Raw genomic sequence first — 12,119 nt, forward strand, 5'->3', positions numbered from 1 at the left:
TGCACCCCGAACACTACCGGCCCGGGGAATCAGGGTGTCAACACCAAAGGACCAAGTCCCAAGCCTTGTGCCCGATGGTCTGTGGGAAATCACCGAGCCGCTGATCCCGACCTCGCCGAAGCGAGCGCAAGGCGGAGGCATCCGGCGGGTCGATGACCGCCAGGTCTTCGCTGCGATCGTGTTCGTGCTGACCACCGGTTGCGGGTGGCGGCACCTGCCGCCGACCTTCGGCGTCTCCCACCAAACCGTGCACCGGCGCTTCGGCCAGTGGTCTGAGGCCGCGCTCTGGGCGAAGCTGCATCGGGCCGTCCTCGACCGGCTCGGTGCGCAAGGCGAGATCGACTGGTCGCGGGCGATCGTCGATGCAGCGAGCCTGCGAGCCAAAAGGGGGGATCACTGACCGGCCCAAACCCGGTCGATCGAGGCAAGTGCTTCGCGAAGGAACGACGGTGGGGTGTGCGGCGAGGAATGCCCGGTAGCGGCCGTTCAGGTCGGTCCATTCGTGCTCGCTCATTCCGGTGATGGCCGGGTGGTGAAGCCAGGCGGGGCACTTGTCGCCCTCGGCGAACCGGCCGAACGCGGGGTCGGGAGCCCGTTCGGGCGGCTCGGGCCGGAGCGTGTAGTTCCATTCCCCGTGCCAGTCATGGGGAGTGATCGGGAGGCGTTCGACCTCGGCGGCCGGGATGCGTTTCCCGGTCGGGTAGACGCCGGGGTCGAACTCGGCGGTGACCCTCAGTCCGGTCCGGGTGCGGGTGGCACCGATCAGGGAGACCACGGCTTCGTGGCTGGTGAGGGGTTTGCCGCGCCAGTTCGAGGAGATTTGGGCGAACAGGCGGTGCTCGATCTTGTTCCACTTCGAGGTGCCTGGCGGGAAGTGCAGCACCGTGACCGCGATGTCGGTCTCGGCGGCGAAGGCGGCGAGACCGGTCTTCCAGAGCCGGACCCGGTAGCCGTTCGAGCCGCCGGCGTCGGCGGTGACCAGCAGCCGTCGCGCTGACGAATACCGTTCCCGACCTTCGCCTTGCCACCAGCGGCGCAGGGCCGCGATGGCGAAGTCGGCGGTGTCGGCGTCGGTCCCGACCGACACCCATCCGGTGTTCGCGCCCAGGTCGTAGACCCCGTACGGCACCGCTTTGGGCGCCTGCTTCTCGGGAAAGTCGTGCGCGCGGACCGCGATCGGGTCCCCGGCCGGCCGCCAGGTGGTCCCGCCGACCGCGTAGTAGCCCGCCCCTGGCCGGTCACGGCGCCGAGGCGGCGGGCGCCGCGATCGCCGGGCAGTTCGGGACGCTGAAGTTCGCTGATGCAGACGCCGCCCGACTGGAGGTGTTCTCCTACCCGAATTGGTTCAACCACAGAAGAAGACATTCATCACTCGAGTACCACTCGCCGGCCGAGTACGAATAGCGAATCGCTACAGTTCAACCAACCGTTTAAGGGTGTCCCCTTCTCGGGGGAAACTCCCCGGTCCGGGTCAGGCTTGAGTGGGCCACGATCCGGTCGAGGAGCGCCGCACCTTCGTCACTGCCGCCCAAACGCTCGCCCAGCCTCAAATGCCAGGCCGACAGGTTCTCCGTCCGCTTCCGACGCGGCCAGTCAACGCCTGAGGAACTGAAGACCATGTTCTTCTCCAGCGGAACCGAGTCCAGAGCAGCCACGTACGCTTCGGTGAAGGTGAGCCATTGATCGATGCCCGGCAATAGGAGGACGAGCACGTCGGCCAGCTGCCGCTCCTGCTCGGCGATCGGGCCCCACCCCGACTGCGTCCACCCGTATTTCGCTTCCCACCGCAGCAGTTGCTCGGCACCGACGGCGGTGAACGCGGCGAATCCACGATGCTCGATCATCCGCCGCCATAGGGCCTCGACCTCATCGGAGACGACGAACTTCGCGACCTCCAACGGCTCCTGGGAGGTGAACACCTCGTAGGTGTTGGAGTACACCGCCAGATCGATGATCTCCTCCATGGCAGACATACCCGGCCCCGGATCGGTCTCGGCCATCGCGGTGCGAGCGGCCTTGACCAGGCCGCGGAACTCATGACGCCAGTTCGACCGCCGTTTCGCGCGCACCCCGTGCCCCGAGGCACCGAGGAATGCGCCGGCACGGGCGAGTTTGCAGAACTCACGCACCTGCCGCAGCGTCTGGGCGGGGTTAATCGACTCCTGCGGCTTCGCCTGCCTGGCGGGATCAGTGGTGACGGCGTCCTCGATCCGTTCGCGCACAGACGCCGTACCGCGCCAGTAGAGGTTCCACAGCGCCTTCTTCAACCGGGCCTCGTCGAGTGCGTCGAGCTTTTCGTAGAACTCGTCCTTGCTCATCCGATCGACTGCCATGAGCATGGATCATATCGGTCGGCTCTAGGTTGGGGCGGGTGCCGAAGTCCGAACATGTGAGCGTGGTCGTTCGGTCAGGGAAATCTGGTCGAACGGGCTACCCCGAACGGGCGATCGCCGGGCTCTAACGCGGGGGTCCATGTTGGTTCGGCGGCGAACTTGGGCACGTATTCGGCACGAGCCTGCCGAAATCTGCCGAAGTTTGCCGGACCTAACCGGACTACATCGGATAGTTAGGGTGAATTCAGAACCGCAGGTAGATTCGCGTTTCCGCAGGTTGGAAAGGTGTTGGTCGGGTGGTCGGCTGGGGTCCCCAAACGGGGTGCGCTACCAAGCTGCGCCACGTCCCGGTTGTCTGCCAGCAGACAGCCGTAGCCAGGGTACAGCAGGCCCGTCCTGAACCATGAGCTGGTCGAGCGCTCCCCCGACCACCACCCGGCGCCCCGACGGATCTGCACCAACCTGCTCGCGCTCACCCGGCCCTACTCACAGGAGAACATCGAGGTGCTCGGTGGCCGGGAGACCGCGATGCGGGAGCACCTGGAGATGGTCGACGCCATGCAAGCGGGCGACGCGGAGAGGCAAGCCGAGCTGCTGCGCCAACACCTCAGCACCGCACGCGATCAGCTGACCGCGGCCCGGATCAACCCGCGCGGCCCGGGCGACCCCGACCTGACGTCGCTGCTCGGCAGCCGGGCTCGACGGGCGATCGGAGATCGGATCACGGCGAGTCACCCGCCGCCCGGGGTGACCAGGCCGCACTCGTAGCCGAAGACCACGGCCTGGACCCTGTCCCGCAGCCCAAGTTTCTGCAGGATCCGGCTGACGTGCGTCTTCGTGGTCTGCTCGGCGATGAACAGGGTGGCCGAGATCTCCGCGTTCGACATGCCCTGTGCGATCAGGCGCAGCACCTCGCGCTCCCGGTCGGTCAGCCCGTTCAACGCCACCGAGCCGTCGGCGAGTCGTGGTCGGGAGGCCACGAAGGTCTCGATCAGTCGCCGAGTGACGCTCGGCGACAGCAACGCCTCACCGGCGGCCACCACCCGCACCGCGTACACCAGGCCCTCCGGCTCGCTGTCCTTGAGCAGGAAGCCACTCGCACCGATCCGCAGCGCCTCGTAGATGTAGTCGTCCAGGTCGAACGTGGTCAGCATCAGCACCCGCGGCTCGTGGCCCTCGACCCGCTCCACCCCGAGCAGCGCCCTCGCGGCGGCCAGGCCGTCCAGCACCGGCATCCGCACGTCCATCAGCACCACGTCCGGCCGGGTCCGCCGGTACAGATCCACCCCGGCCCGGCCGTTCTCGGCCTCGCCCACCACGGTGATGTCGTCCTGCGACTCCAGGATCGCGCGGATACCGACCCGGATCATCGCCTGGTCGTCCACGATCAGTACCCGGATCAATCGACACCCCTCGGCAGCCGTGCGTACACCCGGTAACCGCCGTCGTCGGTCGCCCCGGTCTCCAATGATCCGCCCACCAGGCGCACCCGTTCCCGCATCCCGGGCAGACCGTGTCCACCGGGCGTGGTCAGCGTCGAGGCCGCCGCCGGGGCCTCGTTCACCACCTCGATCTCCACCGCGTCCGGGCCGCAGTCCACCACCACATCGGTACGAGCACCCGGCGCGTGCCGGATGACGTTGCTCAACGCCTCCTGAACGATCCGGAAGCCGGCCATGCTCACCGAGTCGGGCAGGGCCGGTACCGGCGACAGCGTCAGACGCAACGGAACACCGACCTGCCGCGTCGACTTCACCAGGTCGTCCAGCCGGTCCAGACCGGGTACCGGGGCGAGCGACGGGTCAGCATTCTCGTCCCGCAGCACGGCCAGCAACTGCCGCATCTCCCGGATCGTCGACCGGGCGCCGTCCGCGATCCGCACGAACTCCGCCCGCGACCCCGGATCGATGTCTTTGATCCGGTACGAGGCCGAGGTGGCCTGCATGTGGATCACCGACATGCTGTGCGCGACCACGTCGTGGAGTTCCCGGGCGATCCTGGTCCGTTCCTCGGCCACAGCACGCTCGCTCTGCTCCACCGCGATGTCCCGCCGCGCGTCGGCCAGTTGCCGCTGGATCCCGGCCCAGTAGCGCCAAACCAGCGCCGCGATCACCAGCAGCACCGATCCGATGGTATGGGCGACCACCATGTCCGCGGCGTCCTCGATCGTCCGGCCACGCGGGTCCAGGAGCGCCAGCAGGATCAGCAGCAGCACGCTGCCCCACCAGACCGCCAGCGCGTAACGCCAGGACTGCCGCACCGCGATCACCCCGACGAAGAGGGTGAGTGCGATCGTTGCCGGAACCGACAACGGCCAGATCACGCCCAGGCGGACCGGAGCGGCCACCGACCACACGATCACCGAGCCGAACTGCAGGGCGACGGCCTCCACCGGCCGGGCCAACGCCAGCGGAAGTGAGCCGGCCTGCGCGGTGGCGGCCAGGAAGGCGACCAGTACGGGTACGTCGTGGGACGCCGCGGCGACCGGGAAGGAGATCACCAGCAGGGCCGCGGCCAGCGTTCCGGTGCCGAACCACCAGAGCAGGGTCGGCGATGGGCGCCGCCGGATTTCCATCACGCCCCGACTGTATCCAGGGGCGTCTCAGGATTGCGTCGCTCCGTGGAGGTATCCGGGTCCGTACCACGGAGGTACGGCGAACGGGACCGGAGCGTGACGACATCGCCGGTGCCCCGCTCGTACGGTTCCTCCCATGGATGTGGCACAGCTGCTCTGGACCGCGGTGACCGACCACCTGTACGCCTCGCTCGGCCTGCTGGTGCTGGTCGAAGGGCCGGCGGCCACGGTCTTCGGGGGATCGCTGGTCGGGGCCGGACTCGTGGCGTTCTGGCCGATCCTGCTGATTGTCGTCGTCGCCGAGGTGACCGCGGACAGCGGGCTGTATCTGCTCGGCCGGTTGGGCGCCCGCCCCCGGGTGGCCCGCCTGCTGCGCCGCCTGGGACTGACGGCCGTCCGGCACGAACGACTGACCGCGATGATCAACGACGACCTGCCGCGCGTGGTGGCCGGCGCCAAGGCGGTGGACCTCGCCGCGGTACCGGCGTTTCTCGCGGCCGGGCTGGCGCGGGTGCCGTACCGCCGCTTCGTGTCCTGGACCGCGGCAGCCAGCACCGTCCGCGCGGTGCTCCTGCTCGCCGTCGGCGCGGTCTTCGGCCACAGCGTGGCGGGCCTGCTCGACTCCCCCGTCGTCGTGCTCGCCCTGGCCATCGCGCTCGCCGTGACGGTCGGGCTCGCCAACTGGCTGGTCCGACGCCGGACCGGGCGCCGATTTCTACTGACGAGCTGAATTCGGCCGACGAGATGAACTCGGCCGACGAGATGAAGGAGAAAACCGAAGATGCGAGTTCTCATCGGAGCAGACACCTACACCCCCGACGTCAACGGCGCGTCCTACTTCACGCGACGGCTCGCCGCCGCGTTGACCCCACGGCACGAGGTGCACATGGTGGCGCCGGCCCGCCAGGTCAGGAGCCGAACCGTCTCCCGTGACGGTGTCGTCGAACACCGCATCCGATCCCTGCCGATCGTGCGATGCAGCGGATTCCGGTTCTGCCCACCGGTCGGCCTGGTCGCCACCGCCGTCCGGGTCCTGGACCGGGTCCAGCCGGACGTGGTGCACGTCCAGAGTCACTTTCCCCTGTGCCGCGCGGTCATCGCCGCGGCCCGTATCCGAGGTGTCCCGGTGGTGGCGACCAACCACTTCATGCCAGAGAACCTGGTGCACTACCTGCCGGTGCGCGGGGAGTTGCGCGACCGGGTACGACGCTGGGCGTGGGCGGACGCCGCGAAGGTGTTCGCCCACGCCGACGTAGTGACCGCACCGACGCCGTACGCGGCGGCGCTCACCGAGTCGGCCGGCCTCCGCGCCCCGGTACGGCCGATCTCGTGCGGCATGGACCTCGCCCGGTTCCGCACCGGCACCGCGACCGCGGACTTCCGCCTCAGGTACCGGGTGCGGCAATGCCCGACCATCGGCTACGTCGGCCGGCTGGACCTGGAGAAGAACCTCGACGTGCTGGTGCGGGCCCTGCCCGTGGTCCGCCGCCGGATCACCGACGTGCAACTGATGCTGGTCGGCACCGGAGACCAGCGGCGACGGCTGGAGAGACTGGCCACCCGGCTCGGCGTCGCCGACGCCCTCATCTGCACCGGTTTCGTAGCCGACGCGGACCTGCCGGCTGCCTACGCCGCCGCCGACGTCTTCGTCAACCCGGGCACCGCCGAACTGCAGAGCCTGGTGACCCTGGAGGCGATGGCGTCCGGTCTCCCGGTGCTCGCCGCCGACGCCTCCGCGCTGCCGCATCTGGTACGCGACGGCCACAACGGCTACCTCTTCCCGCCCGGGGACTCGGCCGCCCTCGCCGACCGGCTGATAGCGGTCCTCTCCGACCACTCCCACGCCGGTGTGATGGGCCGGCGCAGCCGGGCCCTAGCCGAGCGGCACGACGTCCGCGCGACGGTGGGTGCGTTCGAGTCGATCTACGCGGAGTTGACCGCCACGTCGGCACCGCGGCTGGTCGCCGCATGAGCCCGGCAGTCAGCGGTCGGCCCACCGCCGGTGTCGCCGCGGCGGTCACGGTGGCCGCCGCGGCCGGGCTCGGGACACACGCTCGGGCCGGTGGACGCCATGCATCAGGTGCTCAGCGACGCCGCCGTCACCCCGTCCGGCGCCACCGCGCTGTGGACGGCATGCGCGGCACTGGTGGTGACGGCCGACCTCCTGGCCGCGGCCGCCCGTCGAACGAAGTGGAGCGGACCGGTGCGGGCGCTGCTCGCGCTCTGGGCGGCCGACCTGATCGCGCTGGCGGTCTTCCCGACCAACCTGCCCGGGACCAAGGTCACCACGAGCGCCGTCACCCACCGGTACGGAGCGGCGATCGCGGTGGCCGTACCTCCGCTCGTCGCGCTGCTGGTCGCACGAACCCCGCGGCTGCGGACGGTCGCGCTGGGCACCGGCGCGATGGCCGCTGGCTACGGCCTCGCGCACATCCCCACGATCCTCACCGGCGTCGCGGCGCTGCCGTTCACCGGGCTGTGAGAGCGCCTGCTATTCGGGTCGGTGCTGCTTCTGGTGCTGCTGACCAATGCCGAACTACGGCAGCCGGAGGTGTCGGATTCGCCGGGGCGCGAGATGAGTCTCGTACATGGGGGCCGCGACGACGAGGCCGGAGGCCGCGGTGATCCCTTACAAAACCCTGACCAACCACTCATCGGAGGTCTCATGTCCCCAAATCCAGATTCCACGGAACGTCCAGATTCCACGGTCGTCGATCGGCAGTCCGGGAGCGCGCTGTCAGCCAACGCTGACGACGCTGCGGCCATGCTCGTCGGCGCCGTCAAGCGATACGGCTCTGGCGAGTCGGCCGTCGTCGCGCTCGACGACGTCACCATCGCGTTCCCGGCGGGGAAGTTCACGGCTGTGATGGGCCCGTCGGGTTCGGGAAAGTCGACGATGATGCAGTGCGCCGCCGGGCTGGATCGACTGACGTCGGGCCGCGCGTTCGTCGGCAACACCGATCTGTCGACCCTCGACGACCGCGAGTTGACCAGACTGCGCCGAGAACGGATCGGGTTCGCGTTCCAGGCATTCAATCTCGTGGCGACGCTCACGGCCGAGGAGAACATCTGCCTACCGTTGACGTTGTCGGGCCGCCGGCCGAGCGGTGCAGTGCTCGATCAGATCGTGTCGATGCTGCGCCTTGGTGATCGCATGCATCATCGGCCGACGGAGCTCTCGGGCGGCCAGCAACAGCGCGTCGCCATCGCCCGGGCGCTGATCGCTCGACCGCAGGTGGTGTTCGCGGACGAGCCCACCGGCAACCTCGACACCCGGTCCGGACAGGAGATCCTCGGATTCCTGCGATCAGCGGTCGACATGCATCACCAGTCGATCGTGGTGGTCACGCACGATCCCAACGCCGCTGCCTGGGCGGACCACGTCGTGTTCGTCGTCGACGGCAGAGTGCACGACGTGATGGATCGCCCGTCGGCCGATTCGGTGCTCGACGTGATGAAGGGCCTGGGGCGATGAGCCAGATGATGCGGGGTGCGGCTCGGAGCGTGCTCGCGAGTCGGGGTCGGTTCGTGCTCACGGGCACGGCGATCACGCTGTCGGTGGCGTTCCTCGTCGCGACACTGGTGCTGTCCGACTCGATGCGCGGCCGAGCGGCCGGTGACATCGCCGAAGCGTTGGCCGGGACGGACGCCGTGGTGCAGGGCGTCGCCCTCGGCGAGCCCGGCGGAGGGCCGGGAGATCCTGCCAGGTCGGTTCGGCGATCACTGGATCCCGATATCACCGAGCGCGTGGTTGCGGTCGACGGCGTCGACGCGGCCGCCTCGCAATGGGTCGGCTTCGCGAAGCTGGTCGTCGACGGATCGTCGGTCGGAACCGGCACGGCGAGCGACGTCGGTCGCAACTGGGTCACCGAACCGGCGCTCAATCCGTTCCGGCTCGCGAGCGGGCGACCACCCATCGAGGTCGGAGAGATCGTGATTGACCGATCGCTCGCGAGTGACGCAGGCGTCGCTCCGGGTGACGTCGTACAGGTCCTGACCACGACGGGGATGCACGACGCGACCATCACCGGTGTCGCGACGTTCGCTTCGGCGGAGGCGGCACCGCTGCAGCGAACGGTTCTGTTGCCCGACGGAGCGGTGTCCGCCTGGCTCGACACGGCGGCGCCGACCGAGGTGCTCGTCGAGGTCGCAGAGGGCGCTGACCGCGCCGAGGTGCTCGGCCGACTGTCGGCGCTGTCCGATGCCGAGGTCGTCGACGGACCCGACTACATCCGGACGATGCAGGACGCCGCGACGTCACCGCTGCAGTTCCTGACCGTGTTCCTCCTGGCCTTCGCCGTGGTCGCGATTTTGATCGGCGTGACGATCATCTTCAACACGTTCGCGCTCACCGTCGCCCGCCGCCGGCGGGAGTCGGGACTGCTGCGTGCGATCGGTGCGCAACGACGTCAGGTCCTCGGTGGAGTGGTGATCGAGGCGGCCCTAGTCGGAACGATCGCCACGCTCGCCGGCCTCGTATGCGGGGTCGCGGGAGTGGGCGCGCTGCGCTGGGTCGTCGGACTCACCGGGGTCAGCCTGCTCACCGGGCCGTCAATCGTGAGCCCGGCCTCGATTGCGGTCGCCGCGACCGTCGGCATCGGCGCAACGATCCTCTCGGCATGGATCCCGGCTCGCCGCGCGGCGGCGACACCGCCGATCGAGGCGCTGCGCGAGAGCGCGGCGGAACCCCGGGTCGTGAGCCCGGCGCGGACTGCAAGCGGACTCGTGCTCGCCGCGGCGGCGATCGCGGGAGGAGCTGCGGCTGTGGTGGGCTCGAACCCGATGTGGCTCATGCTCGCCGCTGCCATCGTCCCGGCGCTCGTGCTGTGCGGCCCGGCGATCGTGACCGCCGCAGCGCGTTGGAGTTCTCCTGTGGCCCGCCGCGCCGCCGGTGTGTCTGGCTCGATCGCAGCGGGCAACCTGGCTGCGAGCCCCCGTCGATCGGCGTCGACGGCGCTCGCGCTCATGCTCGGAACCGCGATGGTGACGATGTTCGCGATCTTCGCGAGCTCACTGACGAGCGCGGTGGGAACAGACGTCCGTGACGGACTGCGGGCGGAGCTGGTGGTCACGTCGGCGACCCCCGACTTCTCGACGATCGACCCCACCTTGGCCGGCCGGATAGCAGCGCTGCCCGATGTCGACTCGGTAACTGCGCTGTCGATCGCCGAAGGGATAGTGGCAGGGAAGGCCGAAGCGATCGGCGGCATCGACCCGACGGCACTGCCCACCATGTACGACCTCGACCCGGTCGCCGGCGATCTCACCGACCTGAGCTCGGGAGGCGTGGCCGTGGTCGGCGAGGACCCGACCCTGCTCGGCCGCACCCTGGCGATCGAGTTCGAACGCTCGACACTCGAGGCGCCGATCGTTGCCGTGGTCGAGAGGAGCACCGGCGGCTTCGAAGCCCCAGCCTACTTCGTCGACCGTGCGACACTCGACGCCTCGGTCGGTCGTCTGCTCGATGCGCTGGTGTTCGTCGACCTCGCCGACGGAGCGGTCGCGGACGCCGAGGAAGACGTGCGGGCGCTGGTCCGAGCCACGCCCGGGTCGTTCCTGGCGACCCGGGAAGAACACGTCGCCAGCAGCGGGAGCGAGATCGCCGCGTTCGGGAACTTCATCGACGGGATGCTCATCCTGGCGAGCTTCATCGCACTCCTCGGAGTCGCCAACACCATGGCGCTCGCGATCAATGAACGCTCGGGAGAGCTCGGGCTGCTGCGAGCGGTCGGCGCGACTCGCCGAGAGCTGCGTCGAATCGTGCGGCTCGAGGCGGCACTCCTGTCGTTCGTGGCAGCATCGATCGGTATCGCCGTCGCAGTCGGCTTCGGCTGGGCGCTGATCGACGTCACCGGTGGCGCGGAGATCCCATCCGTCGTCGTACCGTGGTCCCGCCTCGCAGTGACGCTCGTCGTTGCGGTCGCAGCCGGCGTCGTCGCTGCAGCGTGGCCCGCGTTCCGGGTCTCCCGAGTGCCCGTGCTCGAGCTGGCGGGCCGGGACCGCTGATGCGCAGGTCCTGCGCCTGGACCGGGCGGCCCACGACCGGTCCCGGTGCACAGGCCCTAGAGCAACCGCGTGACATTCAGCGGTGTCAAGACAGCCCATATTCGGACCTCGGTGGCCTTCGCAGCGCAACGGAGGAACGCGAGGATGGCGGGTAGTCGGCGAAAACTTCGGCACGATCCGGTCGGAACTGGCCGAAGTTAGTCGGACCAAATCAGACCATATCGGACTGTCAGGGTGAGGTTACAAACGCAGGTGGATCGACGTTTCCGCAGGCAAGAGGCGTGTGGTTTGGTTGGGCGGCTGCGGTTCCGAAAGCGGGTGCGCTACCAAGCTGCGCCGCGTCCCGATGGCCGCCCGAAGACGGCCGTAGCCAGGGTACAGCACCCGAGCAGGGAATCAGGTTGCGGCCGATCGCAAACCGGCGAAGGTCGAGTTCGGCCCGGAGCCCTGGTGACGGGCCCGGGGACCGGCCCGACTCGCTCAGTGGCCGTCCAGGGTGGGGAGGTGCGTTTCGAGCTGCTGCCAGTGGCGCTTCGCGGTGTTCCACTTGACGATCACCGTCTTTTGGAGGGCCCGTCGGCCCGCTGGACACAGACGGCGCTGCCCGCGATGACCCACCGGTCGCCCGCTTCGAGTGTGACGGGCGTCTCCCAGCCGTTCCGGCCCCGGCACATGACGCGGTCTTCCATGAGCCGCATCCAGGCGAACGGGAGCATGAGCGCGCCGAAGAGCAGGCCGACGAGGAACAGGACACCGGCGAAGCCGAGTACCTTGACGCCCTCGAAGGTCAGCTCCGGCACGGCTACCACCAGAATGAGCGCGACCACTGCGAACAGCAACCCGCAGGCAGGCATTCGCCAGATCGAGAAGCGCAGCTTCATCAGAGGCTCTTCCTTCACGAGCTTATGGTGTCCGACCACCGTGACCACTGCCCAGGAGCTGTAACGACGGCAACCGAACTGCGCGGCCCACCGGGCGCAGCCGTTGAGGAGCACCGAGGGGGCTTCGCGGTGACTGGGGAGGCGGCGCATTTGCTCTGGGCGTCATCCGGAGGCGAGGAGGTTGGGTGGGAGCAGTCTCTTGGCGCTGCATTCGCCGCCTGGAGCGTGTTCTTCCGGTTGTGTGGCCTCGCTGAGAACGTGTCCGAAGGTGCTGCACACGTTCTCACTGAATGCAGAGATCCCAATCGATGCAGAGGTGAAGAG

Annotated in this window: 11 protein-coding genes and 2 pseudogenes; 8 read left to right on the forward strand and 5 right to left on the reverse strand. The window is 69.0% G+C overall.

Going from position 1 to position 12,119, the window contains the following annotated elements; genetic code table 11:
* Positions 1-67: 67 nt before the first annotated feature.
* Positions 68-474 (forward strand): annotated as a pseudogene (locus ACYVK3_RS00005) (transposase); the annotation flags it as partial.
* On the opposite strand, the pseudogene ACYVK3_RS00010 reads toward ACYVK3_RS00005, so the two are convergent.
* Positions 446-1,225, reverse strand: a pseudogene (locus tag ACYVK3_RS00010) (ISAzo13 family transposase); the annotation flags it as partial. The pseudogenes ACYVK3_RS00005 and ACYVK3_RS00010 overlap by 29 nt on opposite strands.
* 62 nt (positions 1,226-1,287) lie before the next feature.
* Here ACYVK3_RS00010 and ACYVK3_RS00015 point away from each other — a divergent pair.
* Complete coding sequence (locus ACYVK3_RS00015) at positions 1,288-1,404, forward strand: IS3 family transposase (protein ID WP_460495584.1); 117 nt, start codon at positions 1,288-1,290, stop codon at positions 1,402-1,404.
* Between the two features lie 26 nt (positions 1,405-1,430).
* On the opposite strand, the gene ACYVK3_RS00020 is transcribed toward ACYVK3_RS00015, so the two are convergent.
* Complete coding sequence (locus ACYVK3_RS00020) at positions 1,431-2,333, reverse strand: hypothetical protein (protein WP_460495190.1); 903 nt, start codon at positions 2,331-2,333, stop codon at positions 1,431-1,433.
* A 450-nt stretch (positions 2,334-2,783) separates the two neighbouring features.
* Between ACYVK3_RS00020 and ACYVK3_RS00025 the strand changes: the two genes are divergently transcribed.
* On the forward strand, positions 2,784-3,101 hold the full coding sequence (locus ACYVK3_RS00025; protein WP_460495585.1) for an FCD domain-containing protein: 318 nt from the start codon (positions 2,784-2,786) through the stop codon (positions 3,099-3,101).
* Here ACYVK3_RS00025 and ACYVK3_RS00030 read toward each other — a convergent pair.
* Positions 3,065-3,736, reverse strand: a complete 672-nt coding sequence (locus tag ACYVK3_RS00030; protein WP_460495191.1) for a transcriptional regulator — start codon at positions 3,734-3,736, stop codon at positions 3,065-3,067. The genes ACYVK3_RS00025 and ACYVK3_RS00030 overlap by 37 nt on opposite strands.
* Positions 3,733-4,908 (reverse strand): sensor histidine kinase, encoded by a 1,176-nt coding sequence (locus ACYVK3_RS00035; protein WP_460495586.1) that lies wholly within the window; start codon positions 4,906-4,908, stop codon positions 3,733-3,735. The genes ACYVK3_RS00030 and ACYVK3_RS00035 overlap by 4 nt, the downstream gene beginning before the upstream one ends.
* Before the next feature lie 136 nt (positions 4,909-5,044).
* Between ACYVK3_RS00035 and ACYVK3_RS00040 the strand changes: the two genes are divergently transcribed.
* The 5 genes from ACYVK3_RS00040 (at position 5,045) to ACYVK3_RS00060 (ending at position 10,914) form a co-directional block, all read left to right on the forward strand.
* A complete protein-coding gene (locus tag ACYVK3_RS00040; protein ID WP_460495192.1) occupies positions 5,045-5,638 on the forward strand; it encodes a DedA family protein in 594 nt (197 codons plus the stop codon).
* A 51-nt stretch (positions 5,639-5,689) separates the two neighbouring features.
* Positions 5,690-6,880, forward strand: a complete 1,191-nt coding sequence (locus tag ACYVK3_RS00045; RefSeq protein ID WP_460495193.1) for a glycosyltransferase family protein — start codon at positions 5,690-5,692, stop codon at positions 6,878-6,880.
* Positions 6,881-6,979: 99 nt separating this feature from the next.
* Positions 6,980-7,390: a DUF998 domain-containing protein gene (locus ACYVK3_RS00050; RefSeq protein ID WP_460495587.1), complete on the forward strand. Its 411-nt coding sequence runs from the start codon at positions 6,980-6,982 to the stop codon at positions 7,388-7,390.
* Positions 7,391-7,672: 282 nt separating this feature from the next.
* Entirely contained in the window at positions 7,673-8,383 is a 711-nt protein-coding gene (locus tag ACYVK3_RS00055; protein ID WP_460495194.1) for an ABC transporter ATP-binding protein, read from the forward strand.
* Positions 8,384-8,436: 53 nt separating this feature from the next.
* A complete protein-coding gene (locus ACYVK3_RS00060; protein WP_460495195.1) occupies positions 8,437-10,914 on the forward strand; it encodes an FtsX-like permease family protein in 2,478 nt (825 codons plus the stop codon).
* 554 nt (positions 10,915-11,468) lie between these two features.
* Here the strand turns inward: ACYVK3_RS00060 and ACYVK3_RS00065 are convergent.
* On the reverse strand, positions 11,469-11,813 hold the full coding sequence (locus ACYVK3_RS00065) for a hypothetical protein (protein ID WP_460495196.1): 345 nt from the start codon (positions 11,811-11,813) through the stop codon (positions 11,469-11,471).
* Positions 11,814-12,119 lie beyond the last annotated feature (306 nt).

The organism is Glycomyces tarimensis (genome assembly GCF_054776215.1).

Bases quoted from the DNA above. Each gene is read 5' to 3' on its own strand.
- ACYVK3_RS00020 (WP_460495190.1), bottom strand. From the start codon at position 2,333: ATGGCAGTCGATCGGATGAGCAAGGACGAGTTCTACGAAAAGCTCGAC.
- ACYVK3_RS00035 (WP_460495586.1), bottom strand. From the start codon at position 4,908: ATGGAAATCCGGCGGCGCCCATCGCCGACCCTGCTCTGGTGGTTCGGC.
- ACYVK3_RS00040 (WP_460495192.1), top strand. From the start codon at position 5,045: ATGGATGTGGCACAGCTGCTCTGGACCGCGGTGACCGACCACCTGTAC.
- ACYVK3_RS00045 (WP_460495193.1), top strand. From the start codon at position 5,690: ATGCGAGTTCTCATCGGAGCAGACACCTACACCCCCGACGTCAACGGC.
- ACYVK3_RS00050 (WP_460495587.1), top strand. From the start codon at position 6,980: ATGCATCAGGTGCTCAGCGACGCCGCCGTCACCCCGTCCGGCGCCACC.
- ACYVK3_RS00055 (WP_460495194.1), top strand. From the start codon at position 7,673: ATGCTCGTCGGCGCCGTCAAGCGATACGGCTCTGGCGAGTCGGCCGTC.